20 protein-coding genes and 4 tRNA genes are annotated in these 25809 nt (G+C 61.5%); 10 read left to right on the top strand and 14 right to left on the bottom strand.

Annotation, left to right across the window (positions count from 1 at the left end):
* Positions 1-57: 57 nt before the first annotated feature.
* From P0N66_RS03420 to rdgC, 8 genes are all read right to left on the bottom strand, one after another.
* Positions 58-151, bottom strand: a tRNA-Ser gene (locus tag P0N66_RS03420).
* Between the two features lie 54 nt (positions 152-205).
* A tRNA-Ser gene (locus P0N66_RS03415) sits at positions 206-291 on the bottom strand.
* A gap of 71 nt (positions 292-362) precedes the next feature.
* A complete protein-coding gene (radA, locus tag P0N66_RS03410) occupies positions 363-1739 on the bottom strand; it encodes a DNA repair protein RadA (RefSeq protein WP_275802589.1) in 1377 nt (458 codons plus the stop codon).
* Positions 1740-1908: 169 nt separating this feature from the next.
* Complete coding sequence (gene hemW / locus P0N66_RS03405) at positions 1909-3069, bottom strand: radical SAM family heme chaperone HemW (RefSeq protein ID WP_275802588.1); 1161 nt, start codon at positions 3067-3069, stop codon at positions 1909-1911.
* Positions 3070-3130: 61 nt separating this feature from the next.
* The gene (gene radC, locus P0N66_RS03400; protein WP_275802587.1) at positions 3131-3961 is read right to left on the bottom strand and encodes a RadC family protein; all 831 of its coding nucleotides are present in this window, start codon (positions 3959-3961) and stop codon (positions 3131-3133) included.
* A gap of 20 nt (positions 3962-3981) precedes the next feature.
* Positions 3982-5421, bottom strand: a complete 1440-nt coding sequence (gatB, locus tag P0N66_RS03395; protein ID WP_275802586.1) for an Asp-tRNA(Asn)/Glu-tRNA(Gln) amidotransferase subunit GatB — start codon at positions 5419-5421, stop codon at positions 3982-3984.
* 4 nt (positions 5422-5425) lie between these two features.
* Positions 5426-5968 (bottom strand): hypothetical protein, encoded by a 543-nt coding sequence (locus tag P0N66_RS03390; RefSeq protein WP_275802585.1) that lies wholly within the window; start codon positions 5966-5968, stop codon positions 5426-5428.
* Between the two features lie 47 nt (positions 5969-6015).
* Positions 6016-6621: a recombination-associated protein RdgC gene (gene rdgC, locus P0N66_RS03385; RefSeq protein WP_275802584.1), complete on the bottom strand. Its 606-nt coding sequence runs from the start codon at positions 6619-6621 to the stop codon at positions 6016-6018.
* Between the two features lie 241 nt (positions 6622-6862).
* Here rdgC and P0N66_RS03380 point away from each other — a divergent pair.
* From P0N66_RS03380 to P0N66_RS03370, 3 genes are all read left to right on the top strand, one after another.
* Positions 6863-6938: transfer RNA gene (locus P0N66_RS03380), tRNA-Lys, on the top strand.
* Between the two features lie 74 nt (positions 6939-7012).
* Positions 7013-7090, top strand: a tRNA-Glu gene (locus P0N66_RS03375).
* Between the two features lie 213 nt (positions 7091-7303).
* Positions 7304-9502 carry an ATP-binding protein gene (locus P0N66_RS03370; protein ID WP_275802583.1) on the top strand — a complete coding sequence of 733 codons (2199 nt, stop codon included), beginning with the start codon at positions 7304-7306 and terminating at the stop codon, positions 9500-9502.
* On the opposite strand, the gene fliK is transcribed toward P0N66_RS03370, so the two are convergent.
* The 3 genes from fliK to P0N66_RS03355 form a co-directional block, all read right to left on the bottom strand.
* Entirely contained in the window at positions 9499-10578 is a 1080-nt protein-coding gene (gene fliK / locus P0N66_RS03365) for a flagellar hook-length control protein FliK (protein ID WP_275802582.1), read from the bottom strand. The two genes, P0N66_RS03370 and fliK, sit on opposite strands and share 4 nt — an antisense overlap.
* Entirely contained in the window at positions 10575-12482 is a 1908-nt protein-coding gene (locus P0N66_RS03360) for a response regulator (RefSeq protein ID WP_275802581.1), read from the bottom strand. The genes fliK and P0N66_RS03360 overlap by 4 nt, the downstream gene beginning before the upstream one ends.
* Before the next feature lie 162 nt (positions 12483-12644).
* Positions 12645-12977 carry a hypothetical protein gene (locus P0N66_RS03355; RefSeq protein WP_275802580.1) on the bottom strand — a complete coding sequence of 111 codons (333 nt, stop codon included), beginning with the start codon at positions 12975-12977 and terminating at the stop codon, positions 12645-12647.
* Positions 12978-13367: 390 nt separating this feature from the next.
* On the opposite strand from P0N66_RS03355, the gene P0N66_RS03350 reads away from it, so the two are divergent.
* From P0N66_RS03350 to serS, 5 genes are read left to right on the top strand one after another with little or no spacing between them, the layout of a single operon-like run.
* Positions 13368-13709, top strand: coding sequence for a histidine triad nucleotide-binding protein (locus P0N66_RS03350; protein WP_275802579.1), 342 nt, complete (start codon positions 13368-13370; stop codon positions 13707-13709).
* Between the two features lie 14 nt (positions 13710-13723).
* The gene (mobB, locus tag P0N66_RS03345) at positions 13724-14446 is read left to right on the top strand and encodes a molybdopterin-guanine dinucleotide biosynthesis protein B (protein WP_275802578.1); all 723 of its coding nucleotides are present in this window, start codon (positions 13724-13726) and stop codon (positions 14444-14446) included.
* Complete coding sequence (gene mobA, locus P0N66_RS03340) at positions 14436-15044, top strand: molybdenum cofactor guanylyltransferase (protein WP_275802577.1); 609 nt, start codon at positions 14436-14438, stop codon at positions 15042-15044. The genes mobB and mobA overlap by 11 nt, the downstream gene beginning before the upstream one ends.
* Positions 15041-16267: a molybdopterin molybdotransferase MoeA gene (locus tag P0N66_RS03335; RefSeq protein ID WP_275802576.1), complete on the top strand. Its 1227-nt coding sequence runs from the start codon at positions 15041-15043 to the stop codon at positions 16265-16267. The genes mobA and P0N66_RS03335 overlap by 4 nt, the downstream gene beginning before the upstream one ends.
* Before the next feature lie 18 nt (positions 16268-16285).
* On the top strand, positions 16286-17557 hold the full coding sequence (gene serS, locus P0N66_RS03330; protein ID WP_275802575.1) for a serine--tRNA ligase: 1272 nt from the start codon (positions 16286-16288) through the stop codon (positions 17555-17557).
* A 210-nt stretch (positions 17558-17767) separates the two neighbouring features.
* On the opposite strand, the gene P0N66_RS03325 is transcribed toward serS, so the two are convergent.
* From P0N66_RS03325 to P0N66_RS03315, 3 genes are all read right to left on the bottom strand, one after another.
* Positions 17768-19168 carry a GGDEF domain-containing response regulator gene (locus tag P0N66_RS03325; protein WP_275802574.1) on the bottom strand — a complete coding sequence of 467 codons (1401 nt, stop codon included), beginning with the start codon at positions 19166-19168 and terminating at the stop codon, positions 17768-17770.
* Complete coding sequence (locus P0N66_RS03320; RefSeq protein ID WP_275802573.1) at positions 19169-20116, bottom strand: D-alanine--D-alanine ligase family protein; 948 nt, start codon at positions 20114-20116, stop codon at positions 19169-19171.
* Between the two features lie 142 nt (positions 20117-20258).
* Positions 20259-21956, bottom strand: a complete 1698-nt coding sequence (locus tag P0N66_RS03315; protein ID WP_275802572.1) for a B12-binding domain-containing radical SAM protein — start codon at positions 21954-21956, stop codon at positions 20259-20261.
* Positions 21957-22187: 231 nt separating this feature from the next.
* Here P0N66_RS03315 and lgt point away from each other — a divergent pair, with 231 nt between their 5' ends.
* Entirely contained in the window at positions 22188-22976 is a 789-nt protein-coding gene (lgt, locus tag P0N66_RS03310; RefSeq protein ID WP_275802571.1) for a prolipoprotein diacylglyceryl transferase, read from the top strand.
* A 145-nt stretch (positions 22977-23121) separates the two neighbouring features.
* Positions 23122-25749: a M16 family metallopeptidase gene (locus P0N66_RS03305; protein ID WP_275802570.1), complete on the top strand. Its 2628-nt coding sequence runs from the start codon at positions 23122-23124 to the stop codon at positions 25747-25749.
* Positions 25750-25809 lie beyond the last annotated feature (60 nt).

The raw sequence follows: 25809 nt of genomic DNA, 5'->3' as shown, positions 1-25809 counted from the left end.
CCCATTGGATCAAAACACAAAATAGGAAGGGTCCGGAGCTTGCCGGATTATGTGGGGTGGCGGAGAGAGAGGGATTCGAACCCTCGGTAGGGGTTTAAACCCTACACTCGCTTAGCAGGCGAGCACCATCGGCCAGCTCGGTCATCTCTCCGCAGCAATCATGATCTTTTTTATGCCCGCTGGCTTACCGGCTACAGCGGTGGGGTGGCGGAGGAGGTAGGATTCGAACCCACGGTACTTTCGTACAACGGTTTTCAAGACCGCCGCCTTAAACCACTCGGCCACTCCTCCTGGCAGAAGCTCGGGCAGAAGGGAGATATTTACCATTACCCCGGCCCGATGTCAATGCCACTCTCGCCGCTTCAGCCGACGGGAGGGGTTGCGGGCAGGATTTCCAGCGCCTGGGCCAGTTTGCCGACGGCGATTACCTCCATGCCGGGGATTTTCTCCGGCGGCTGGTTGGCCTTGGGAATCAGCGCCTGCTTGAAGCCGTGCTTGGCCGCCTCCCGCAGGCGTTCCTGGCCGTTGAGCACCGGCCGGATCTCGCCGGCCAGGCCCACCTCACCAAAGACCACCAGGTCCGCCGGCAGGGTCCGGTTGCGCAGGCTGGAGGCCACCGCCAGCAGCAGGGGCAGATCGGCACTGGTTTCGCTGACCCGCACCCCGCCCACCACGTTGATAAAGACGTCCTGGTCGTAGGTGGCCAGCCGGCCGTGGCGATGGAGTACGGCCAGCAGCATGGCCAGCCGGTTGTGTTCCAGGCCTACGGCCAGGCGGCGGGGGATCTCGGCCCGGGACTGGTCCACCAGGGCCTGCAGCTCCACCAGCAGCGGCCGGCTGCCCTCCCACAGGGCGGTCACCAGGCTGCCGGGGGTGATCTCCTCCTGGCGGGAGAGGAAGATGGCCGAAGGGTTGCTGATCTCCCGCAACCCCTTGTCGGTCATGGCAAAGACCCCCAGTTCGTTGACCGCCCCGTAGCGGTTCTTGGCCGCCCGCAGCAGGCGGTAACGACTGTCCAGGTTGCCTTCGAAATAGCAGACCACGTCGATAATGTGCTCCAGCACCCGGGGCCCGGCCAGATCACCGGACTTGGTGACATGGCCCACCAGGAAGACGGCGGTGCCGCTCTGCTTGGCGAAACGGGTGAGCAGGGCGGCGGCCTCCCGCACCTGGGTGACACTGCCCGGAGCCGAGTTCAGGGCCCCCACCTGCATGGTCTGGATCGAGTCGATGACCAGCACCCCTGGTTTAAGCTCGGCGGCGGTGGCCAGAATGTTTTCCACCACCGTTTCCGCCTGCAGCATTACCCCTTCCTGGGGCAGCCCCAAGCGGCGGGCGCGCATGGCGATCTGGCGGGGAGATTCCTCGCCGGAGACATACAACACCCGGCGGCCGCCGCCCAGGGCGCAACTTACCTGCAGCAAACCGGTGCTTTTGCCCACCCCGGGATCACCACCCACCAGCACCACCGACCCCGGCACCAGGCCGCCGCCCAGTACCCGGTCGAATTCCGCCAAGCCGGTACTGATGCGGGGGGTTTCCGCCAGCTCCACCTCGTCGATGGCCTGCACCGGGGTCACCACCCCGCTGTAGCCGTCCCGACGACCTGGCAGCAGGGCCGGCTCGGGCCGGCGCTCCTCCAGGGTGTTCCACTGGCCGCAGTCGGCGCACTGGCCGGCCCACTTGCCCACCTCGGCATCACAGGCGCTGCAGACGTATACGGTTTTATTTTTGGCCATATTGTTGCGACACGGCTGAGTGTTAATCTAAACCAGGCGGTAACTGTCCAGCAGCACCCCATCTTGCGGCGATCAGGTCGGCTTGAGTACCTGATGTACGCTACGCCGACTTGGCTTACCGCAACCTGGGGCACGGCTGTTCAATTACGTGCCAGAATGAGCTGGACAGTTACACCAGGCGATGGAGAACCTGGTTGGCCAGGGCAAAGCCCCGTTCGCTCAGGGCTATTCTTTCGTGGTCCATCACCAGCAGACCCTGGGCTATCAGTTCATCGAGGATAGTTCCATAATAGTGCCGCGGCGTCAAAGCAAAGCGTTGTTCAAGTTCGGCCAGGCGCAGCCCCCGACGCAGACGCAGGCCCATGATCACCGTTTCCCGAAAGCTGGCCGCTAGCCCTAAAGCCTCGGCCTCGGCATAGGGCGCCCGGCCGGCGGCCAGCAGGCGCCGGTACCGGCCCGGCGAGGCCACATTCATCAGTCGCAGCCCGGCGAGACAAGAGACTGCCGCCGCCCCCAAACCCAGGTAGGAGCCGTTGTGCCAGTAATTGAGGTTGTGACGGCAGGCGTAACCCGGACGGCAATAATTGGCCACCTCGTAATGCTCGTAACCAGCCGTCAGCAGGGACCGGCGGGCATCCTGCTCAAACTCGGCGCAGAGATCCTGATCCGGCAGTACAAGCTCGCCGGCGGCCACGGCCCGGCCCAAGGGGGTCTCCTCTTCCGGGGTCAACTGGTAGATGGCCAGGTGTTCCGGGGCCAGTTCCAGGGCAACAGCCAGGTCGGCGGCCCACTGACGCCGGCTTTGCCCCGGCAGGCCGTAGATCAGATCCAGATTGAGGTTGGCAAAGCCGGCTTGCCGGGCCCAGGCCACCGCCTGGCGGGCACCGACGGCATCATGGCGGCGGCCGATTTTTTGCAGTAACTCGTCAGTAAAGCTCTGCACCCCGAGGCTGATTCGGTTGAAGCCACCTCGTCGCAGCTCGGCCAGCAGTTCCGGGCGCAGGGTGTCGGGGTTGGCCTCGAGGCTGATTTCCGCCGCCGGGCTGATGGCAAAGAGTTGCCGCAGTTCGGCCAGCAACTCGTTGAGCACTGCGGCCGGGTACATGGTGGGGGTGCCGCCGCCAATAAAGATGGTGGTAAAGCACCGCTGCCGGCTCCAGGGCAGGGCCGCCAACTGCCGGGCCTGGCTCAGCAGCGCCGCCGGATAGCCGGCGGGGGGCCGCCGGCAGGGCCAGGAGACAAAGGCGCAATAGGAGCACTTGCCAAGGCAGAACGGGATATGCACATACAGCCCGGCCGGGCCGGCAACGGGCCCGATATTTTGTTCCATGGGCGGCTTCACGGCGGTAGTATAACATCGCCAATTAAAAGGGAGCGCAAAAGGTAAACGTTTACCCGCCGGGGGTTTCCTGGATTATTGGCTGGCAGTTGCGACGGATTTCCTCCATCAGGCCGTGGTCGGCAAAGCTGTAGGGGCGCTGGTCGGCGCCGACGATGCAGTGATCCAGCAGTTGAATTTCACACAGGGCCAGGGCCAGGAAGAGGTGCCGGGTCAGGCGGCGGTCCTGTTCGGAGGGGCTGGTGTTGCCGGAGGGGTGGTTGTGGGCCAGGATCACCGCTGCGGCGTTGTGCTTGATGGCGGCCTTGACCAGTTCCCGGGGGTGTACCGAGGCGGCGGTGAGGGTGCCGGTGGCGATCTCTTCCAGCGCCAGGATGCCGTAGGAGGCGTCCAGCAGGATGGCCACCAGGGTCTCCCGGCTCAGGCCGCGCATGGCGTGCAGCAGGTAATCCCCCACTTCCCGGCTGGAGCGCAGGTACTCCTTGCCGATGAGGCGCTCCCGCAAATAGCGCCGGGCCACCGCCTGCACGAAGTGGACGGCAAAGGCGTTCTTGGCCCCCACCCCCTTGACCTGCTCCAGTTCCGCCTGGGAGGCGTCCAGCACCCGACTGAGCGAGTTGTCGAAGCGGGCCAGCAACTGCCGGGCCGGCTCCTTGCAGTCCCGGCGCGGGGTGCCCATGGTGAGCAGCAGCTCCAGCATGTCGCTGTCGGTCAGGCCGTCGGCGCCATGGGCCAGAAAGCGGTCCCGCAGCCGCTGGCGGTGCCCTTCTCCCTTGTGCTGCCGGCCGACGCCGGGTGCAGGATCGACCGGCGCCGCCGCCTGCAACCCACCGTTATCGCCGACAAGATGAGCCTTGCTCTTGCCCTTGCTCTTACTGGTCATAGGATGACTTTTGGCTGGGGTTATTCTCCCTGGAGTTCCCGGCTGAAAAGCTCGTTGGCCAGTTGCGGGTTGGCCTTGCCCTTGGTCTGCTTCATCAACTGGCCGACGAAAAAGCCCATGACCTTGCTCTTGCCGCCCCGGAACTGCTCCACCTGCGCCGGGTTGGCGGCGATGATCTCACGGACCACGGTCAGCAGCTCGCCCTCGTCGCTGACCTGCACCAGGTTCTTTTCCTTGACCACGGCATCGGGGGCAGCCCCGGTGTTCATCATCTCTTCAAACACCGTCTTGGCGATCTTGCCGCTGATCATCCCCTCGTCCACCATGGTCAGCAGGCGGGCCAGGTGCGGCGGGCTGACCGGGCAGGCGGCGATGTCGATACCCTCATCGCCCTTCAGCACCCGCATCAGCTCGGTCATGATCCAGTTGCTGAGCTTCTTGGCCGCCGGATAGGCGGCCAGGGCCTGTTCAAAATAGTCGGCCAGTTCGCGGCTGGAGGTCAGCACCTCGGCGTCATAGTCCGGCAGCCCCAACTGCTCAATAAAGCGGGTCTTGCGGGCCAAAGGCAGCTCCGGCAGGCCGGCGCGGACCTCTTCCAGCCAGGCCTCGCTGATCTCCACCGGCACCAGGTCGGGGTCGGGAAAGTAGCGGTAATCGTGAGCCTCTTCCTTCGAGCGCATGGCCTGGCTGACCCCCTTGTCGGCATCCCAGAGCAGGGTGACCTGGACCACCTCCCGGCCGTCCAGCAGCAGGTCGCGCTGGCGGCGCTCCTCGTATTCCAGGGCCTTTTGCACGTTGCGGAAGGAGTTCATGTTCTTGAGTTCGGTGCGGGTGCCGAACTCCTGCTGCCCCTTGGGGCGCAGAGAGATGTTGGCGTCGCAGCGGAAGCTGCCCTCCTGCATGTTGCCGTCACAGATATCGAGATAGCGCACGATGGCGTGCAGCTTGCGCAGATAGGCGGCGGCCTCGGCCGGCGTGCGCAGATCCGGTTCGCTGACGATCTCCAGCAGCGGCACCCCGGTGCGGTTGAGATCGACATAGCTTTGGGGTTCGCGCTCGTCGTGGATCAGCTTGCCGGCATCCTCTTCCATGTGGATGCGGGTAATGCCGATGCGGCGGCTGGGAGCCCCTTCCGGCTCGATGGTCAGCCTTCCGTGCTCGGCGATGGGCAGGTCGAACTGGGAGATCTGGTAGCCCTTGGGCAGGTCCGGGTAAAAATAGTTCTTGCGGGCGAAGATGTTGCGCCGGTTGACGGTGCAGTCGGTGGCCAGGGCCAGCTTGATGGCAAACTCCACCACCCGGCGGTTGAGTACCGGCAGCACGCCGGGCATCCCTAAGCAGACCGGGCAGGTGTTGCTGTTGGGCGGGCGGCCGAACTCGGTACTGCAGCCGCAGAAAATTTTGCTCTTGGTTTTCAGCTGGGCATGCACCTCCAGCCCGATGACGGTTTCCAGTTCCATGGTTTTAGTTAACTCCTTTGCGCACCCATTGCTGCACCCGCTCCAATTCCGCCGGCCACTGTTCGCCGCAGCGCAGCTCCAGAAAGGCGCGGAAAAGCTGGTCGATGGTGCGCTGGGCCGTTTCATAAAGACCGATCTGGTCCAGCAGCCGACCTTCCACTTCCATGGGGTCGTCGCTGTCGCCGCTGCCGGTTTCGGTCTTGGGCAGGCGGACGTTCTGGAATTCAAACAGGCGGGCCTTCAAGGTCAGGCTCCACTCATGGTTGTCGATTTCAAAACGAATCCGGGCCTGCTCCGGCTTCTTGCCCAGGGCCAGGCCGGCCCGGGCCTCCTTGAGCTCGGTCATCAGGCCGCGGCAGACCAGCTTTTCGTGGGCCTCGCCCTCGCCGTACTCCAGCAGCATGTGTTTTTCAAACACCACCAGGATCTCCCGGCCCAGCTCCGGCACCATCACCGCCCCGCCCCGCTCTTCGCTCTTGTACCAGAGCCAGAGCAGAAACTCCTGGCCCAGGAAATGCTTTTCTTCGATCAGGTCGACCAGATCCACGCTTTTACTCCTATGTGTCAACCGGCAGGCCGGCGCTTTTAGATAATTTAGACAAAAACCGCCGGGCTCAGGTCCGCCAGGCGGTCATGCCGTTCCGGCGGCAGCAGGTGTTCGGCGGCCAGATAGGGCGGCTGCAAAATAATGCCCAGCTCGAAGGTGTTGCGAAACAGCTCCTCGAAGGTTTCCTGGGCCTTTTGGTTGCCGGAGAAAAAGAGGATGGTGCCCGCCGCCAGGTTCCAGCACAGGTCGTAGACCGCCGGAGCCGGAAAGGACTTTTTCAGCAGCATCAGGTGCATGTTGTCCTTGATCTCGATCTTCTGGGCCCGGCTGAGTTTGGGCACCTGGTGCATTTTTTTCAGCCGATCCTCTTCCTTGAGGCAGAATTTTTTCAAGATCCGGGCCGCCACCTTGCGCTCGTCCACCCGCATGCTCATGGCCAGGTAATCACCCACGGCAAAGGGCCCCTGGCTGAAATCGTGGTCAAACATGCTGGCCAGGGAAACCCAGCCCACCGACTGTTCGTCGAAGGCGTCGTCGATATCGCGAAAGGCGTGGGCGGCGATCCGCTCGGCGGCAAAATCCCAGAAGTTCTCCGGCATCTCGCCTTCCACCGCGTAACGGACAAAACCGCCCGCCCGGGACATGATTCCCATATGTTTCTCCGCGTACAGGTTGATAAACTGGGACTCTATATACAAAAAAAGTGCAAAATAGCAGACGCCGGAGCCGCCGACAAGCACTTTCACCAGGGCGACCGGAATACCCCCGGAGATCCACCAAAGTCATTGGTCTTGGCACCGGGATGGGCGCCACCTTGGCGGACCTTTGGGAATACTCCAGCTTTCACTTGACATCGGCTGCGGGCTGTTGTAAAAAAGTGCGTCTCAGCAAGGGGGGTCGTTAACTCAGTTGGTAGAGTACCTGCCTTTTAAGCAGAGAGTCGTTGGTTCGAGTCCAACACGACCCACCATCGACAAGGCGGAAGGCAGCCGGCCGGTTGAAACTTTTCCGCCAACCCTTGCGCCGACCAGGTATTACATCTTGGTCCCCATCGTCTAGTCAGGTCCAGGACACCGGCCTTTCACGCCGGCAACACCGGTTCAAATCCGGTTGGGGACGCCAGGTAAAGCAAGGGGTTAATCTGCGAAGGTTAGCCCCTTTTTTTATGCCGTTATTTATTCCGGGGCCTCTCCCTGACCGCCCATTATCTCTTTTCCCTGTTTTCCCGCTTGTTTGCTTGGCCTTTTTCCATTACAAGAAAGTATCTTGCACTTTTTACCTGTGAAAAATTTTTTCGTTTTCAGGGCTGTCCTGCCGCTTTAATCTGGAGAAAACGTGAAGCTACTTTTTCGCCCCTCCATTCGCAACAAGCTGCTGCTGTTACTGGCAGCCGCCCTGACCCCAGCCCTGGCAATCATTTACTACACCGGCCATGAGCGCCACCAGGAGGCCATTGCAGAAGGCCACCGGGAAGCGATCCTGCTGGTGGACACTCTGGCCGAGCAGCAAAAACTGCTGACGGAATCCATCGGCACCATGCTCGCAACCATCTCCCGGTTACCCATGGTGGAAGATCTGGACGCTGAGGCCTGCGGTTACTTTTTTGCCGAACTGCTGGAACCTCTGCCTCACCTGATCAATATCGGGCTTTTCGATTCCCGTGGGGACCTGGTGGCCGCCGGGAGGCCGGTGGAGCCGTTCAATATCGCCGCCAGCCGACAGTTTCGCCAAGCGGTGGCCACCGGCCGGCTGGCGGCCGGAGAATACAGTATGGGCAGAATCACCGGCACCCCAAGCTTCCGCTTCGCCTTACCGATTTACGATGACCGACAACACTTGGCAGGGGTAATCCAGGCCGGCTACAGCTTTGAACTGTTCGTCGACACTTTCCTGAAAGCCGAACTGCCCCCGCAAACAGTGCTGGGGATTCTGGACCACCAGGGCCGGCGGCTGTTTCGCTTTCCACCCGCCGACCATTTCCCCAGCGGCGAAGAGGTGCCGGACCATGCCTGGTCTTTTTTCAGCGGCCCCGAACCACAGGGCGCCGTGGTTTATCCCGGTGGAGATAAACGCCCGCGCCTGTTCGCCTACCGGCAATTTTTTCTCCCCCATACCACCGAGCCCTACATGGTCATCCATATTGCCATCTTGAAAGAAGAAGCCCTGCAGGCCAGCCGCTGGGCTTTGTGGCGCAATCTTGGACTTTTGGGCGGCGCCATTCTGGCCGCCCTGATACTGATCTGGATGTTCAGCGGTCACCTGTTGCTGACTCCGCTGGGCAAGCTGGTCACCGCCACCCGGCGTCTCAATGAAGGCGACCTGGCCGCTCGCAGCGACTTGCCCCACAGCCCCGACGAGTTGGGTCAACTGGCCCAGGCTTTCGACCGCATGGCCGCCAGCCTGGAGGAGCAGACCCGACGCCTCAAAGAGGCCGAGGAAGGTTACCGCAATATTTTTGAGCAATCTCTGCAAGGTATTTTCCAGAGCAGCCCGGAAGGGCGTTTTTACCTGATTAATTCCGCCATGGCTAAAATTTTTGGCTATGATTCGCCTGGTGAGATGCTGCAGGACATTGCCAACGTGGCAAAACAGCTGTATCTGCACGGCAAAGACCGGCAGCAACTGTGGCAGACCCTGCAAGAACGGGGGGAGGTGCAGGATTTCGAGGTTGCCATGCGCCGCCGGGACGGAACGGCCATCTGGGTAGCCATAAGCGCGCGCCTGGTAAGCGAAAAACCGGGTAAGCCGCTGTTCGCCGAAGGCATCCTGGTGGACATCAGCGCCCGTAAAGCTGCGGAAGGTGAAATCAAGCGCTCCAACGCCGAACTGTTCCAGTTCGCTTACGCCATCTCCCACGACATGCGCCAGCCGCTGCGGATGATCACCGGTCACCTGCAACTGCTGGCCAAACAGCTGGGTCCGCGCTTAAGTGCCGCCGAAGCCGAATCACTGCATTACGCGGTGGCCGGCGCCCAACGGCTGGACAACATGATTGTGGCCCTCCTGGACTACTCCCGGGTGGGCCGCAAAACCGAACCCATGCAGCCTGTAGCCAGCCGCCGGGCCTTGGACGAAGCAGTCCTCTTTTTAGATCCGGTGATCAAAGAAAAACAGGCGGAGATTAAAATCAGCGGTCACTGGCCGGAGGTTTTCGCCAGCCGCGACGAACTCACCCGGCTGCTTCAGAACCTGCTTGATAACGCCCTTAAGTACCACCGACCGGAAGAGCAGCCCAAGGTTGAGGTAAACAGCCTGATCCGCGACGGGTACTGGCAGGTAGCGGTCAGCGATCGGGGTATCGGCATCGACCCGGCGCAAAAGGACCGCCTGTTTCAGGTATTCTCCCGCCTGCAAAGCCGGGAGCAATATCCGGGCAGCGGGGTGGGGTTGGCTTTGTGCCGGAAAATAGTGGCCCACCACGGCGGCTGGATCCGGGCCGGTTCCGAGGGCCCGGGCCGGGGCAGCACCTTCACTTTTGCGTTGCCCTTAACCGGCATCAGGTCGCCGACCGGGGCCACAACGCCAACGCTTTAAGCTTTAAGATCAATCAACCGCTGCTCACCGCCGCCGGCAGCTTTTTCCAGGGTCTCTTTCAGGGCCGGCAGTAGTGGTCCCGCGCTTAGCCGACAGCGGAAATCGGCCTGATAACCCAGTGCTGCCAGGCGCTCTCGCAAATCCCCCAGCCGTCCCCGCATAAAGGCGACAGCCTCGGGCCGGGCCAGAAAAAAATCCCCCTCCAGCCGCTCACCCTGCAGCCGGGCCTGCAACTGCAGTTCACCCAGCCGGCTCATCTCCAGAAAAAAGGCCAGGATCGTGGTCTCTTCCCCCTCCTCTTGGCCTGTTTCTTCCTGGCTTAACAGCCAGCTGCCGGCCCCGGCATCAAGGGCAAAAAAACAGGGCAACAGCCACAGGGGCGACTGCTGGAGAGACGGCGGCTGCTCATTCATCCCGGCCATGGCCTCCAGCATACCGCTGACCCTGCCTAAAGCGGCCATCATCTCCCGGTCGACTCCGGCCGGCGGCTGTTGCCGCAACAGCGCCAGCATCGCTTGCAGTTGCCCGGAGAGGGTGGCGGGGGAGTGTGCGCTACCGGTAACGTTGGTGGGCCAGGACCAGCCGCCGCCGGCCCCTACCCCTCCTCCCGGTCGCAGCCAGGAAGCCAGTTGAATAAGCTTTTCCGGAGCCGGTTGCGCCCCCAGGGCAAGCCGAGCCAGCAGATCCGCCGGTTCAGCCGACAAGCCGGCGGTCTTGACCAGGGGGGCAAGTTGCCCCAGCCGGCTCAAGTCGCCAAGGCCACCGGCGGCTTGCTGCAGAAAGCGGTACATGGCCCCTTTATTATCCGCCAAAGCCAGCCGGGGCTCACTGCCCCCCTGGCGAACCTCAAACCAGAATTCCCGGCCCGGGGTCAAAGGAACCGAACTGCGGGCACTGACCCGCTCCCCGCCCAGTTCCAACACCACCCGGCCATCGGCACCGGCACTGACCACCCGGCCCTGGACCAGACGCCCAGGCTCCCAGGCTGCAGCCGGACCGGCACTGCGGCTGGCCGGCTGGGCATCACCTCGACCTTCAGGCGGCCGGGCGGGAAAAGTCTGTTCACCGATCTTCATAGGGGAATCCGGACGGTTGCCTCCATTCCGCCGGTTTTGGCCGTCTTCAGGGTAAAAGTGCCCCCGTGGGCCTCCACGGCTTTTTCCACCAAGGTCAGACCCATGCCGGTGCCATAGGTTTTGGTGGTGAAGAACGGATCCCGGGCCCGTTCCACCTGGGAACTGAGCAGCCCGGTACCGGTGTCGCAGATCCGGATTACCGCCTGCCCCTCTTCCTCGTTGATGGTTATGGTCAAAACACCGCCGTCGGGCATGGCCTCCACACTGTTTTTCAGCAGTTGCAAAAAGACCTGCCGCATCTGGCGTTCATCGGCCCGGGCGGTCATTCCATCGGGCGGACACTGGATATGCCACTTGATCTGTTGACGTTTAATCTCCTGTTGGAGCAGCAACAAGGTCTTGTTCACCAGATCACAAAGCTGCAGGGGATGTTTTTCCAGCTTGACCTGACTGACAAAGTCAAACAGCTCATTTAAGGTGGACTCCAGACGGGCGGTTTCCCGGGTAATCACCTTGATATACTTGCCCCAGCTTTCATCGTCGGTTTTTTTCTGCAGAATCCGGGAAACCCCGCCGATGGAGGTAATGGGATTACGGATGGTATGCACCAGCTGAGCCGCCATCTGGCCGATGGCCGAATAACGCTCGGCTTCCACCAGCAGATCCTTGCTGCGGTTGAGTTCGTCGTACAGGGCTTCAAGTTCCGCCAACCGCTGCTGCATCTCCTGGTACAGATGACTCTGCTCGATGGCCAAGCTGGCCTGGCTGGCAAAAAGCTCCAGGGCGCTGACATGGACACCGGTGATGCTCCGGCCGGTGACGTAGTTGTCGGCAATGATCACCCCAAAGGCCCGTCCGGGCGAATAGAGAGGGACCACCACGAAGCTGCCTTCACCCAGAGTACCGATAAGATCGTGGGGTATCGGCACCGACTCGCCGGCGGGCAGGTGTCCCCCATCGCCATCCTCCTCACCGTTACCCCAATCACGATTCAGCAGCAGGGATATCCCGCCGTAGTCCCGGGAAACCAGGACACTGCGGCGACTGTTCACCGCCCTGATCAGCAGGTTGTCCTTTTCTTCGGCCGACACGGTAAGATGCCGGACAATACGGTTAACTTGCGAGTCGTCATCGTTGCAGCGTTGCCGGATATCCTGCACGATCTGACCAAAGTCCATGCCCTTTTCCCGCATCTCCCCCCATATTCGGCCGGCCTCCTCGCGGCACCCCGGGCCGATGGCCATATGCCCGCGCAGCTCTTTTTCATCCTCGGTGAACATGGCCAGGAAAGCACGATTGAAGCCCAGCCCTTCCTGGGCGGTAATCCCCACCAGCACCGCCTGCAGGATCTCATCGAGTTCCACGGTGCTGAGATATACGTTGTTCATCTTCAGGGAAAGCTGATGGAGCAGCCGCAGCCGGAAGTGGGCCTCTTCCAGCTCTTCCTGGTATTTGCGGTTTTCCAACACCAGCCGCCGCTTTTCCAGGGCCTTGCGGGAAACATGGAAAATCTGATCGAAATTGGCCGGCTTGGAGATGTAGTCGGTAGCTCCCTGGCGTATGCACTCCATAGCTACCTGCAGATCAGCCACCCCGGTTAGCATCACCACCGCTATATCGTGGTCTTTTTCCACCACCTGGGGCAGCAGGGTAACCCCGTCGATATCGGGCAGGCCGATGTCCAGCAGGACCAGGGCCACTTTCCGGTGCTTCAGCAGGTCGAGCAGTCCGGCACCGGTGGCGCTTTCCTCCACCGCCAGCCCCTGGTTGGAGAAGTAGCGTCGAAGGGGTTCCCGGATGGCGGCATCGTCGTCGACAATGACCACCACCTCCCCGCCTTGGAGCAACTGTTCCGGGGCCAGGGAGATATGTTGTGGAACTCCGGCTAAAGTCGAACCCGCCATAACAAAACACCAGTAAGTAAATCGGCAACGCCCCGGTGGCCGCGCAAGATCGCCGCACCAAGTCCGGGCAAGTTAAATCATGCTAGGGGGCCGGATGGCCAAAAGTCAAGCCCTTCGCGCCAGGCAACGCGGGGGGGAATCAACCCCGGCGCTACAAAACACTCAGGAGCGAATCTTTTCGCTGGCCAGCAGGCCATCAAAAAAGTCGAGCAAGAAAGCGCGCTGGGGTGTTTCCGGATAACCGATGCAGGTACAGTGCAAGTTACTGGAACTGCGTACCAGCAGCTCAAAAACCACCTGATTTTCCGTCAGCTCAACGGCGAAGAAAAAGGGGGCGCATTCTTCGTGCCCCTGCTGGCCCACCCCCCATAACTCCCGGGGCAACTCCAGCCAGTACAGATCACTCATCGGGCCGGGCCGCAGGTGACGTTTCAGGTAACTTTCAATGTTCTGCCGCTCTTCCCGGCTCAGCTGATCGATTACCAGTTGACGCATAACAAACTCCCTTTAAAAACATCCAAAACTCCATGAATCAGCATAGTTATGCTGACATTACTCGAAAACCAGCAAAAAAACGATATCTTTTCCGGGCCGATAACCGGCCCGCAACTTCGGTTTACGGCTTGACATTTATCGCCATGTACCGTTAAGTTCCCTGAACTGCGAACTTGAAGCCAACTGATTATGGGGCTACACATTCACGGGATGCCCCCTTAACAGCCCGTTGAAAAACGGGCTGTTAGCGGCCCATGGATGGGCCGCCGAATTCATTCGCACTGAAAGTGGCAATTAATTCGTAAGGTTGACCAAATCCATCTTTGGCCAACCGTTAGTTAAAAAAGCCAGGGATGGCTTTTTCAACGGACTGTTAAGGAGGACCAAGCCATGTCGGAAGATTGCCTGTTCTGCAAAATCATCAAGGGTGAGATTACCGCCCAGAAAATTTACGAAGATGACCAGCTGCTGGCCTTTTGGGACATCTCTCCTCAGGCTCCTAAGCATTTCCTGGTAATCCCCAAAAAGCATGTCAACGGGCCAGGCGATCTCAGCGCCGCCGATGACGGGATCATCGGCGCCCTGGTACGCAGAGGGGCCGAACTGGGGGCTGAACAGGGGATTACCGACTGCCGTCTGGTGATGAACAACGGTGCGGCGGCGGGCCAAACCGTTTTCCACCTGCACATGCATGTGCTTGGCGGACGAACTCTTACCTGGCCCCCGGGCTGATGCAGGCTAAACGCATGGCTCGGATTCCCGTGGTGGCGGTGGTGGGCTTGCCCGACTGCGGCAAGACCACCCTGCTGGAACAACTGCTGCCCGAACTGAAAGGGCGGGGGCTGAGGATCGGCACCATCAAGCACCATGTCCATGAGTTTGCCATGGACACCCCGGGCAAGGATACCTGGCGGCACAAGCAGGCCGGCGCCGATGCCGTGGTGCTGGCCTCGCCAACCGGTATCGGTTTGGTCCGTGACACCGATCGCGATCTGGGGGTGGACGAGCTGGTCACCCGTTATCTTAATGACGCCGACCTGGTGATTACCGAAGGCTACAAACATACTCGCCTGCCAAAAATCGAGGTATACCGCCGGGAGTTGCACCCCACCCCCCTGCCCGGCCGCAACACCACCTGGCTGGCCATGGTCAGCGCCGAACCGCCGGATAACCTGGAGATTCCCTGCTTTGCCCCGGACCAGACCAGGGAATTGGCCGATTTCCTGGTACAACACCAGCAAAAAATGCTGGCCCAAACCAGTCCCACCGGCCGATCTTACATCCATTTGGAGGTGGACGGCCAGCCGGTGCCTTTAAACCGCTTCGCCGCTTCCCTGCTGCGGCGCGGCATCAAGGGGATGATCGCCAGCCTGCGGGGCTGTGGCCGTCCCCGCAAAATTGCCTTGAGTATCACCGAAGGCGACGGCAACTCGTCCCAAAACGGCGACGATTTCGGCCATGCCGACTGAGCCGGCGGCCCGCGACTTCGCCCTCGCCACGGCGGGAGTGATTCTGGCCGGGGGTAAAAGCAGCCGTTTCGGCAGCAACAAGGCCCTGGCCCGCCACCGTGGCCGCCCCCTGGTGGCCCACGTGGCAATGGTGCTGGAAGAACTTTTTTCCGAACGGCTGCTGGTAACCAATACTCCGGCAGAATACGCCTTTCTCGGCTGGCCCATGACCGGCGATATAGTGCTTAACGCCGGGCCACTGGCGGGCATCCAGGCGGCGCTGCACCATATCGCCGCCCCCCGGGCCTTTGTAGTTGCCTGCGACATGCCACGGCTGAACGGCGAAATCATCCGCCGGCTGTGCCGTTGCCCCGGCGACTGGGATGTGGTCCTGCCGGCCACCGCCACCGGTCCCGAGCCGCTGCATGCCGTCTACCATCGTCGGATCCTGCCGGCGGTGCAGGAGGCACTGGCCCGGGGCGAGGGCAAGCTCGGCCAACTGTTGCAGGAACTGCGGGTGCGCGAGATGAACGCGGCGGAACTGGGCCTGACCACCGCCGCCGACCCGGCCTTTACCAATATCAATTTCCGGGAAGACCTGGATCGACAGCCTTCATGACCATCCTCACTCTGCAACAGGCGCAGCGGGAAATCCTGGCCCACAGCCGGCCGGGCCTGCCGGAAATGATCCCATTGGACCGGGCCCTGGGCCGGATTCCGGCGGCGGCGATCCGGGCCCGGCTGGCGGTGCCCTCTTTTCCCCAGTCCACCCGGGACGGCTATGCCCTGCGGGCCAACGACAGCGAAGAGATCGGCGGCGATCCGGGCAGTCTCCGCCTGACGGTGGTCGGTGAAATTGCCGCCGGCCGGACCAGGCCCGCCAAACGGCTGCAGTCCGGCCAGGCTTACCGGATTATGACCGGCGGCCTGCTGCCTCCCGGCGCCGACTGTGTGATCCCTTTTGAAGGGGTACACCGGGAAGATGAAGGCTGTATCAGCCTGCAAAGGGCCTGCCGGGCTGGTGATTATATCAGGCCGGTGGGGGCCGACCTGCGCCGCCGGCAGATCATTGTCCCCGCCGGTCGGCCGGTGATGCCGGAGCACTTGCCACGGCTGGCCACCGCCGGGGTGGGAGAACTGGCGGCTTACCCCCGCCCCCGGGTGGGCCTGCTCTGCACCGGCAGCGAACTGCTGGACGACACCGGGGAAACCCCGGTGGCCGGCCACCTGATCAGCGGCAACCGCTTTCTACTGGCCGGGCTGATCCGGCACTGTGGCGGCGTGCCGGTGGACCTGGGCACGGTCAAGGATGACCCCGGGGCCATTGCCGCCATTCTCACGTGCCAGGCGGAAAGCGGTCTGGAAATGATCATTTCCACCGGCGGCATGGGGCCGGGCAAGTACGATCTGGTGGACGGCGTGCTGGCCCGCCTGCAGGCCGGGCTGCTTTATCGGGAGTTGCATCTGCGGCCGGGCAAGGCCACCATGGCCGCCATGCTGGGTCGCACCCTCTTTTTCGGCCTGCCGGGGCCGCCGCCGGCGGTACATTTGCTGTTCTACCTGCTGGTAGCCCCGGCCCTGCGCCGGGCCCAGGGGTACCACCGCCCCCGGCCGCAGGTGGTCAAAGCTCATCTGCAGCAAGCGGTAAAAATTCGCCGGGGCGGTGTCATTCAACTTAAAGACGCCCATCTACAGGCTGATAAAGGCCGGCTGCTGGTCCGCCCGCTGCCCCCCGGCGCCACCATGAACGCCATTATTCTGGCCCCAGCCAACCGCCGGGAGTTAAAAAAGGACGAACTGGTGCGGGTGCTGCCGCTGACTGGCGCCGGCCAACACTGCTGAATTTGATAAGGAAAAATAATGCTGGAACTACGTTTCATCCGGGAAAACCTGGAACTGGTCAAGGAGAAAACCGCCACCCGCGGTTTGGATACCGCCCCTTTACAAAACTTCAACGCACTGGACCAGCAGCGCCGCGACATCCTGCAGGAACTGGAAAGTGGCCGCAACCGCCGCAAACGGGTGTCCCAGGAGATCGGGGCTCTAAAAAAGGCGGGCCGGGAAGAGGAGGCAGCGGCCAAAATGGCGGCCACCAAGGAGTTGGGGCAGCGGCTCAAGGAACTCGAGGAGCAGCTGGCCGGCATCGACCGCCGGCTGGAAGATATTGTCATGGGGGTACCCAACCTCTGCGACGATTCGGTCCCCTTGGGCACCGACGAGGCCGACAACGTTGAATACCGCCGCTGGGGCACCCCCTCCGAATTTGACTTCACCCCCAAGGCCCACTGGGAGCTGGGGGAGTTGGACGGAAGCCTGGATTTCGCCCGGGCCGCCAAACTGTCCGGCGCCCGCTTTGTCCTGCTGAGGGGTTTTGCCGCCCGCCTGGAACGGGCCCTGGTCAGCTTCATGCTGGATCTGCACACCGAGCGCCACGGCTATACCGAAGTGCTGCCCCCCTTTCTGGTCAACACCGCCAGCATGACCGCCACCGGCCAGTTGCCCAAGTTCGCCGAGGATCTGTTCAAAATCGCCGACACCGATCTCTGGCTGATCCCCACCGCTGAGGTGCCGGTTACCAACATCCACCGGGAGGAAACCCTGGCCGAACAGGAGCTGCCCATCCGCTACTGCGCCTACACCCCGTGCTTCCGCTCCGAAGCCGGTTCTTACGGGCGCGACACCAAGGGCCTGATCCGCCAACATCAGTTCGACAAGGTGGAGTTGGTCAAGTTCACCACTCCCGAAACATCTGACGATGAGCTGGAGATGCTGCTGAACAACGCCGAAACGGTGCTGCAAATGCTGGAGCTGCCCTACCGGGTGGTCACCCTGTGCCGCGGCGACCTGGGATTTTCCGCCCGTAAAACTTACGACATCGAGGTCTGGATGCCAGCCCAGAACTGCTACCGGGAAATTTCTTCCTGCAGCAACTTCGGCGATTTCCAGGCCCGCCGCGGCGGCATCCGCTACCGCCCCAAAGACCGCAACAAAAGCGCGCTGGTCCACACCTTAAACGGCAGCGGCCTGGCCGTGGGCCGCACCTTGGCGGCCATCTACGAAAACCACCAGCAACCCGACGGCACCATCCGCCTGCCCGAGGCCATCAAACCTTATTTCAACCCCAGAATATGATGGTTAAGCAAGAAAGATCACCCCGGCAGGTGTCTGCTTGCCAGGCAGGCAGGTAGGTAGATGGGTAGGTAAGTGGATTGGTGGACAAGGATGGCATAGGTGGATAGTTAAAAGCGCGTCAGTGCCGCACCTTGCGGCAAGCGGCCCGGCGCCGCGTACATCAGTACGCAAGTCGGGCCGATCGCCGTAAGGTGCGGCACTGACGCGCTTTTAACGGAGGATACTGCGGTTGCGGCCCGCCTCCTTGGCCGCGTAGAGATTGCCGTCGGCCCGAGCCAGCAGCTCTTCGGTGCTTTCATCGGTTTCAAGCTCCGCTACCCCGACACTCATGGTTTTCTGCACCGTCACCCCTTCCTGGGGTTGAAATTCCAGGGCGGCAAATTTCCGCCGCAACCGCTCAGCCAGCTTCAAGGCGTTTTCACCGCTGGTTTCCGGCAGAATGACGGCAAACTCCTCACCGCCGATCCGGCAGGCCAGATCATTCAAGCGCACCGTCTCCCGCAGCAGCTTACCCATGGCCGCCAGCACCCGGTCACCGGGCGGATGACCATAAGTGTCGTTGAAGTGCTTGAAGTTATCGATATCCACCACCAGCAGGCTTAAGGGGTTACCATAGCGCCGGGCCCGCTCCACCTCCGGGGTCAGGTGTTTATTGAAATAACGCTTATTGTACAGCCCAGTGAGTTCATCGAGGATACTCAGCTCCTTATAGCGCTGCTCGCTTTCCTGCAGGGCCTTTTCCGCCTGCACCCGGCTGGTGACATCGGAGATATGCTCAACAATACCCACCAGATCGCCAGCCGGGCCACGGAAAGGGGTGGCCAGCACATGATAATGGGCCGTGCCTCCATCGGGAGCGGGGCGTTCGATATCGTTCTCCACCGCCTCTTCCCCGGCTTTGATTCTCCGGATCGGGCAACCCGGAGTGTTGCACATGGAGGAGGGGAAGACTTCGTAACATTTGGCGGCCTTGGCTTTGATCGAAGAAACCCCGGCCATACGCAAAAAGGCTTCGTTAAAACGCAGAATCCGGTACTGGGTATCGACGAGCAGGATGCCGCCGGCCACGGTCTTGAAGATCTGGTTGACCTCGATATAGGAGCGGGAGGCCTCGGCGGCCATTTCGTTGGCCCGGGTGATGGCGTTCTCCAATTGGGCGTTGAGCGACTCCAGTTCTCGGCGGTGTTTCTCCCGGGCCTCCTGGTGCTGCTGAAGCAGGCGCATATCTTCGCTGTTCTTGCGGGCCGCCGCCAGCCAGGCCTGAAAAAAATCTCGTTTTACCGGTTTGGTCAGGTAATAGGTTACCCCGGCCTTGAGGGCCTCCTCCATCTCCTCCGGCCTCTCCTGGGTGGTGACCATCAGGATGGTGACATAAGGGCCGTCGGGGTGCTGCCTGATCCGGCGGGCCAAAGCCAGGCCGTCCAGGCCGCGCAGCAGCCAGTCCAGGACCACAATCCGGGGGTTGTGTTGCTGGAAGACCTCCCAGCCGTTCTCCGCGCCCTCACAAGCGTGAACCTGGTAGCCCTCACCCGCAGCCACTGTTTCGAACAACCGCCGGGTAACCGCATCGTCCTCCACGATCAGCAATGGTTCCTTTGCCGGTTGCGCCATTTATCTCCCCCTGTCTTCCAGTGCCAGTGCAAGCAAGCGGTCCAGCAACGCTCCGAAACTCAGGCCATGGGCCGCCGCGGCCTGGGGCAGCAGGCTGGTCGGCGTCATCCCCGGAATGGTATTGGTTTCAAGGACATAAAGCCCCTGATCAGCCAGAATCATATCGGTCCGACTGTAGCCGCGCAGTCGCAGGATCTGATGGGCCAGACAGGCGCAGCGCTGGACCTCGGCGGTTACGGTGGGGGAAAGTTCGGCGGGGCAGATCTCCCGGGTGGCCCCGACCTGATATTTGGCCTGATAGTCGAAGAAACGATATTCCTCGCCGGGAATAATCTCCACCACCGGCAGGGGGGTCAGTTCGTCATTGCCCAGCACCCCGCCGGTCAGTTCCCGGCCAGCGATGAATTCCTCCACCATGACCTGATCGTCAAAAGCAAAGGCCTGCTGAAGGGCCGGCACCAGTTCGACCGGCTGCTCAACCAGACTCATTCCCAGGCTGGAACCCTGGCGCACCGGTTTGACCACCAGCGGCAGGTTCAAACTTTGCAGCAGGCGGGAGGGATCATCAAGATCGGCCGCCCGGGCCATCTTCCAAGCCGGAACCAACAAGCCGGCCTGACGATAGAGTTGTTTGGCCAGATCCTTATCCATGGCCAGCGCGCTGCCAAGCACACCGCTTCCTTGATAGGGGAGTCCCAGTAAATCCAGCAACCCCTGAATACTGCCATCTTCACCCAGAGGACCGTGCAGGAGAATGAAAGCGACATCAAGTCGTGGGGCATCAGCCGCCAACCGGGCAAGATCAATGGCCGGATCATAGCGAATCACTTCGTAACGCTCGAGATCCATGGCCTTTTCAACCTCTCGGGCGCCGGCCAGGGAAACCTCGCGCTCACCTGACTTGCCGCCAGCCAGCAGTGCCACCCGTAATTTACCTTTTTTTGTCATACGGTTATTTACCAACCATTCGCCAGTTAACCGGCCACGCACCTAGCTCACAAAAGGGCCTTGCCACACCATCCTAGTATGCTTTCTCGTTTTGTCCATATTTTTTTACCCGAAGCCGCGACACAACCATGCCCTCGGCTTATCACGACAAAACCGTCGTTGCCTGCCGCGCCTGTAACCCGCTGTTTTGTTCGGGCAAAAAGACAACTACCCCATTCCGGCAACCGTCGCCCAGACCCAACTCTTCAATAGCAGCGGCACTGAACGGGGCAAAAACACTGCGCTTGAAAAAAACGCTGCGTCCGGTGGCGGTGAAATAGGGTGGTAAGTTGTTTGGCAGCTGGTGCCAGAGCCGATCCCTTGCCTCTTTCAACTGGTCCCGGCCGACTCCGGCGGCGCACTGCAGGTGCTCCGGCAGCCGGCGGTGACCGCAGGCCAGCCAGTCGAAACGTAACAGTTCAAGGCCCAGGGAGCCATCGGCCCGTTTACGGAAATGGGCGGCCAGAGCGCCGCTGAGCAACTCCTGGGTCCGGGCCCGGCCGAAAAAATCCAATTCAGCGCAGGTAGCGGCCAGGTCTTGAAAAAAAACAGCCGGATCAGGTTCCCGGCGCAACAAATAATCCATCGTGGCGAGAAAAAAGCGCGGATTGTAATAGGATTCGATCAGCTCCCCCAAACAGTACAACTCTGCCAGTTCCTCCTGGGCCAGCCAGCGGGTAGCCAGCACCGGGTAGGGGGGCTCCTGGCAACAACACAAGGCGAACTCCCGGCGCCGGGCGGCCAGGGGTGTTTCCGGCAACACTTTCAGCAACCCCAGCTGCAGTTGATGGGGCCGGAGAGCCATCACACGGTTCAACGAGTCCAGATAACTGGCGCGGGTCTCAAAGGGCAGCCCCAGAATCAGATCGAGATGGAGATGGATATTGCCGCCGGCCAGCAGGCGGCGGACCGCCACCTGGGCCTTTTCCAGGTCGGGGTCACGGTTGACCGCCGCCAAACTGGCCCGGTTAAATGACTGCAGGCCGATCTCAAAGCGAAACAGCCCCGGCGGCACAGTAGCCAGGAACTCCAGAACCTCGTCGGTAAAAAGGTCCGGGGCGATCTCAAAGTGAAAAACCGGCCGCGGATCAATTTCCCCGCTGCGATCGGCCAAAAAGCGCCAAATAGCCAAGGCCCGTTCCGGCGGCGCATTGAAAGTTCGGTCAACGAAGCGGATGGTCGCCGGCCCGGCGGCCAGCAGGCTCTCCAGTTCGGCCAGAACCGCCTCCAGATCCCGGTACACCATCCCCCGCCGGGCGGAAGAGAGACAATAGGAGCAGGCAAAAGGACACCCCCGCGAAGATTCATAATAGACATGACGGTTCCGCAGTTCCCCGGCCAAATCTTCCGGCCGGTAGGGCATCTGGAAAGGGGCGGCGGGATCAGCCCAGTAGACTGGCTGCAGACGGCCGGCGGCCAGATCGGCGTAGAACTCCGGTCCCAGCCCCTCCACCGGTCCCCGCACCACAGTTACCCTGGGCCCGACCGCCGTCCGGGGCAACTCCAGGTGCGGCGCCTGGGGACCACCGATGACCACCGGCAACTCAGGTCTCACCTGCCCCAGGTCGTGCAGCAGACGGCGGGTATAGGCGGCATTCCAGACATAAACGGAAAAGCACAGCACCGCCGGCTCTTGCTCCAGCAACCCCAGCAGGGTTTCATAGTAAGGGTCGTTGATGGTCAGCTGCCTGCTCTCCAGCCGGGCGGCCGGCAGATGGGCAGCCAGTTGCTGGCGCAGGTAAAACAGGGCCGGGGCGGAATGAACAAAACGGGCGTTGAGGGCAACCAGACGAATTAGCATTGTGATAATGAAAGGAACCGGTTAAATTATGTGGCTTGCAGGGTACTTGTCAAAGATAGCGACCCCGCCGGCACTTGGCAAGCACCTATCTTTGCCGTCCAAGGCAACATCAAAGTCGTATCGCGCCTGGACGGGGGCCGTTAACCCCAGCCGCGACGGATTCGCCCGCCGCCGGGCCCACGTTTCCGTGTTTTCCCGTCCGGTGCGGACATCTCTCTCTGGAAAATTTTAATGCTGCCTTACCCCCAAATAGATCCGGTAATTTTTCAATTGGGCCCCCTGGCCGTGCGCTGGTACGGCCTGATGTACGTCCTGGCCTTTATCGCCGCCTATTTTCTGGTTCGTTACCAGATCCGGCGCTATCCCCATCCCGGGCTGGCCGAACATTTCGACAACCTCAACCTGGTGCTGATCATCAGCCTGATCGTCGGTAGCCGGCTGGGTTATGTGGTTTTTTATAATTTTTCCTATTACTTGCAGCACCCTCTGGAAATTTTCGCCACCTGGCAAGGAGGTATGTCTTTCCACGGGGGGATGCTGGGGCTGTTAATCGGTGGCTGGCTGTTCTGTCGCCGCACCGGCCTGGATTTTTTTCGCACCGCCGACGCCTATGCCGTGGCGGTACCCATCGGCCTGGGGCTGGGACGACTGGGTAACTTCATCAACGGTGAGCTTTACGGCCGGGTTACCGAGATGCCTTGGGGCATGGTTTTCCCCAACGGCGGGCCCTTGCCCCGGCATCCTTCGCAACTGTACGAAAGTTTTCTCGAAGGACTGGTTCTGTTCATCATCATGTGGTATGCCCTGCGCCTCTACTGGCAAAGAAAATGGCCCGCCGGCCGGCTGGTGGCCATTTTCCTGGGGGGTTACGGCATTTTTCGTTTTATGGTTGAATTTTTTCGGGAGCCCGACGCGCACCTGGGACTGACCTGGGGCCTTTTCAGCCGGGGCCAGCTGCTGAGTGGGCTGATGATCATCGCCGCCCTGCTGCTCTTCTACCGGCGGCCGGTCGCTCGGTAAGCTTCAGGTAACCGCTTACAGCTTCAGCCTTACCCGGCCGTACCTCTCACTGCCGGCAATCTGCACCCCAGCGAGGTGAGACATGACAAGTTTTTCCCGGGGTATGCACCTTGCCCTTTTTCTGCTAACTGGTATTTTGGCTCTCATGACTACATCCACCGATATCCACGCCGAACAAATTTCCCCCCGGTTGTACAAAAGCCAGCTCGACAACGGCCTCACCGTGATCACCCGGGAAACCCCGGGCACCGGTGTGGCCACCGTGCAGATCTGGGTTGAAGCCGGCAGCGTTTACGAACGGTCCCATGAAGCCGGAATCACCCACTTCATCGAGCACATGATTTTCAAAGGCACCCCCAGCCGCGGCCCTGGTGAAGTAGCCGGCGCCATTGAGGCTGTGGGCGGCCGGATTAACGCCTATACCAGTTTTGAACACACGGTCTACCATGCCACTCTGGACGCCCGCCACTGGGGTGCCGCCATGGAGGTGCTGGCCGACGCGGTCTTGAACTCGCTCTTTGATCCTGAAGAACTGGAACGGGAAAAACCGGTGATCCACGAGGAGATCCGGATGCGCCGGGATCGCCCGGAGCTCCACCTCTTCCAGGAAATGATGGCCCACGCCTACCAGGTACACCCCTACCGGCTGCCCATCAGCGGCACCGAAGAAAGCGTGGCCGCCATCAGCCGGGATGATATTCTGGCCTACCTGGAACGCCATTATCACCCGGATAATTTCACTGTTGTCGTGGTGGGGGATGTGCGGGCCGCCCAGGTACTGGAGAAAAGCCGCCGACTGTTCGGTAATCTGCCCCGCCGGGAAGCAACCGACGAACGGGATCTGCCCCAGGAACCGCCGCCGACGGAATTCCGTTTTTTCCAGGAAGAGCAGAGTATCAACCAGACCCACCTGGCCCTGGCCTTTCCCATTCCCGCCTTCAAGCATCCGGACACCGCCGCCCTGAACGTGCTGAGCCAGATTTTGGGCCCGGGCGAGGCCTCGCGCCTCAACGAACGGTTACGCCATGAACTGGGCCTGGTTTACCAGATCGACACCTCCATGTTCAGCTCCCGCGATCCCGGCATCTTCCGGATCGGGGCGGTGCTGGATGCCGATAACAGCCGCGAGGTGATCAAGGAAGCAATGGCCGAAATTCTGGCTCTGCAGCACTCTCCGGTCAGCGACGAAGAGTTGGACCGGGCCCGCCGCAACTTGGAAGCGGATTTTGTTTTCAACCTGGAACGGGCCGAGGGGATGGCCCGGGTGCTGGGCTCTTTTGAACTGCTCACCGGTGATCCGCGCGAACACGAGTACCTGGAACGCCTGCGGGGGGTGGAGGCCGAAGACATCATGCGGGTGGCCGCCACCTATTTTAAGCCCCCCCGGCTCACCGCCGGCATCCTGGCCCCGGAAGGTTCGGATATCAATCTGGAGCCCCGGGAACTGGCGGCCATGCTGGGTCAGGCCGGCACCCTGGCCAAAGATCGCCACCCGGCAACGGCCGGAGACTCGACCCTGCCGCCGCACACCCATCGTTTCCGGCTGGACAACGGTATTACCCTGCTGATCCGGGAGCAGCGGGATGTGCCCACGGTGGCGGTACGGGCCGTGTTTCCCGGCGGCCTGCGCGGCGAAACCCCGCTGACCAACGGGGCGTTCACCTTTATCAGCGAACTGCTGCCCCGGGGCGCCGGCGACCTCGATTTTCGCCGGCTGGCCCGGACGGTGGCCGACATGGCGGCGGAGATCGACGGTTTCAGCGGTCGCAACACATTCGGCCTCAAGGGTGATTTCCTGGCCCGCTTTTTTGATCAGGGCCTGATCATCATGCGCGACATCCTGCTGACACCGGCCTTTGCCCCGGATGAGGCGGAAAAGGTCCGAGCCGAACTGCTGGCCAACCTGCGTCGCCAGGAAGACTCACTTTCTTCGGTGGCCTTCCGGGAGTTCAACCGCTCTCTCTTTCACGGCCACCCTTACGCTCTCAACACGCTGGGTTCCACCGGTACCATCCAATCCCTGACCGCAGATGACCTGCGCAAGATTTACCGGCAGCATGCCCGTCCGAACCAGCTTGTGCTGTCGGTGGTGGGCGATGTCGACGCGGACGGAGTTAAAAACCAGGTGGAGGAACTTTTCGGCGACTGGGCGGCCACGGCTGCGGCAGACCAGGGCGCCGCAGCCGTGGTGGAAACCTTACTGCCACCGGAACCGCCGGTTCGGCCGGAAATCGTCAATCTGACCCGGGACCGGGAACAAGTGCATATCATTATCGGTTTCCTGGGCACCACTATCACCGACCGGGACCGCTATGCCCTGGAAATTCTGGATCAGGTGCTGTCCGGCCAGAGCGGCCGGCTGTTCACCGAGCTGCGGGACCGCCGGAGCCTGGCCTACAGCCTCTCTTCGTTCTCTTTGCTGGGAACCGACACCGGCTCCTTCGGGGTTTATATCGGCACCAGTCCCGAGCACCGGGAAGAGGCGATCAAAGAACTCTGGGCCCAACTTTACCGGGTGCTCAGTGAACCCATCAGTGATATCGAGCTGGAGCGGGCCCGCAACGTGCTGATTGGCAACTACCGCCTGGGGCTGCAAACCAACGGCGCCCAGGCCATGGAGATGGCCCTGAACGAAACCTACGAACTGGGGCTGGACTTTGCCACCCACTATCCCCGGCGGCTGGAAGCCACCAGTGCCGAGGAGGTGCTGGCGGCGGCCCGCCGCTACCTGCTGCCTGAGCGTTACATCATGGTGACCATCGGCGGCGAATAGCGTCACCCCGTGAACGATTACGCCGGAGCCCCGTGATCAATTAAGCAGGACGTTTGCAAA

Origin of the sequence: Desulfurivibrio dismutans, assembly GCF_029210385.1 — a bacterium.
Taxonomy (GTDB): Bacteria; Desulfobacterota; Desulfobulbia; order Desulfobulbales; family Desulfurivibrionaceae; genus Desulfurivibrio; species Desulfurivibrio dismutans.
This window is presented reverse-complemented; position numbering and strand designations above follow the sequence as displayed.

Excerpts from the sequence above, each read along its gene's own strand:
- serS (WP_275802575.1), top strand. The coding sequence starts at position 16,286 with ATGCTGGAACTACGTTTCATCCGGGAAAACCTGGAACTGGTCAAGGAG.
- P0N66_RS03315 (WP_275802572.1), bottom strand. The coding sequence starts at position 21,956 with ATGCTAATTCGTCTGGTTGCCCTCAACGCCCGTTTTGTTCATTCCGCC.
- fliK (WP_275802582.1), bottom strand. The coding sequence starts at position 10,578 with ATGAAGATCGGTGAACAGACTTTTCCCGCCCGGCCGCCTGAAGGTCGA.
- gatB (WP_275802586.1), bottom strand. The coding sequence starts at position 5,421 with ATGGAACTGGAAACCGTCATCGGGCTGGAGGTGCATGCCCAGCTGAAA.
- radC (WP_275802587.1), bottom strand. The coding sequence starts at position 3,961 with ATGACCAGTAAGAGCAAGGGCAAGAGCAAGGCTCATCTTGTCGGCGAT.
- P0N66_RS03335 (WP_275802576.1), top strand. The coding sequence starts at position 15,041 with ATGACCATCCTCACTCTGCAACAGGCGCAGCGGGAAATCCTGGCCCAC.
- hemW (WP_275802588.1), bottom strand. The coding sequence starts at position 3,069 with ATGGAACAAAATATCGGGCCCGTTGCCGGCCCGGCCGGGCTGTATGTG.
- mobA (WP_275802577.1), top strand. The coding sequence starts at position 14,436 with ATGCCGACTGAGCCGGCGGCCCGCGACTTCGCCCTCGCCACGGCGGGA.
- P0N66_RS03360 (WP_275802581.1), bottom strand. The coding sequence starts at position 12,482 with ATGGCGGGTTCGACTTTAGCCGGAGTTCCACAACATATCTCCCTGGCC.
- mobB (WP_275802578.1), top strand. The coding sequence starts at position 13,724 with ATGGCTCGGATTCCCGTGGTGGCGGTGGTGGGCTTGCCCGACTGCGGC.
- radA (WP_275802589.1), bottom strand. The coding sequence starts at position 1,739 with ATGGCCAAAAATAAAACCGTATACGTCTGCAGCGCCTGTGATGCCGAG.
- P0N66_RS03320 (WP_275802573.1), bottom strand. The coding sequence starts at position 20,116 with ATGACAAAAAAAGGTAAATTACGGGTGGCACTGCTGGCTGGCGGCAAG.
- rdgC (WP_275802584.1), bottom strand. The coding sequence starts at position 6,621 with ATGGGAATCATGTCCCGGGCGGGCGGTTTTGTCCGTTACGCGGTGGAA.
- P0N66_RS03355 (WP_275802580.1), bottom strand. The coding sequence starts at position 12,977 with ATGCGTCAACTGGTAATCGATCAGCTGAGCCGGGAAGAGCGGCAGAAC.
- P0N66_RS03325 (WP_275802574.1), bottom strand. The coding sequence starts at position 19,168 with ATGGCGCAACCGGCAAAGGAACCATTGCTGATCGTGGAGGACGATGCG.
- lgt (WP_275802571.1), top strand. The coding sequence starts at position 22,188 with ATGCTGCCTTACCCCCAAATAGATCCGGTAATTTTTCAATTGGGCCCC.
- P0N66_RS03305 (WP_275802570.1), top strand. The coding sequence starts at position 23,122 with ATGACTACATCCACCGATATCCACGCCGAACAAATTTCCCCCCGGTTG.
- P0N66_RS03350 (WP_275802579.1), top strand. The coding sequence starts at position 13,368 with ATGTCGGAAGATTGCCTGTTCTGCAAAATCATCAAGGGTGAGATTACC.